Origin of the sequence: Methylibium rhizosphaerae, from assembly GCF_006386545.1 — a bacterium.
Lineage (GTDB): Bacteria > Pseudomonadota > Gammaproteobacteria > Burkholderiales > Burkholderiaceae_C > Pseudorivibacter > Pseudorivibacter rhizosphaerae.
On record NZ_SWAR01000200.1, the window covers coordinates 1 to 525 of the forward strand.

1 protein-coding gene is annotated in these 525 nt (G+C 67.0%); it reads left to right on the plus strand.

Going from position 1 to position 525, the window contains the following annotated elements; translation table 11 throughout:
- Positions 1 to 185: 185 nt before the first annotated feature.
- A partial coding sequence (locus E8D38_RS28095) for a transposase (RefSeq protein ID WP_219851899.1) occupies positions 186 to 525 on the plus strand: 340 nt, incomplete at its 3' end.

Below are 525 nucleotides of genomic sequence, written 5' to 3' on the forward strand. Positions count from 1 at the left end.
GGTTCGCCTGGCCCAAGGACGTGAACGGCTCGCTGACCCTCACAAGGCCGCAGCTCGACGCCCTCGTACTTGGGCTGCCGTGGCAGCGCCTCGGCGAGGCCGGGATCATCACGGTGCTGTAGCTCGCAGCAATTGCGGCATACGCCGATGGCGCGTGGCCGTTGGCCTCGGCACGATCACGCCTCGTGATCGCCGACGACCATCTCGACACACTCGATCCCGAACAGCTGCGCGAGGCACTACGCGTGGCGCGCGCCGAGATGGCGCGCAAGGACGAGGCACTGCTCTTCAAGCAGACCATCATCGACAAGCTCACGCACGAGAACGCCGTACTCAAGCGGTTGAAGTTCGCCGCAAAGAGCGAGGCGTACACCGCCGAGCAGAAGAGCCTGCTGGAAGAGGCGCTGGACATGGATCTGGCAGCGGTGGCCGCCGAGATCGAAGCGCTGCAGCCCAGGCCCGAGCCCGCCGACGAGAAGAAACCGCCCAAGCGAGCGCCGCTGCCGCCACATCTGCCGCGTCGCG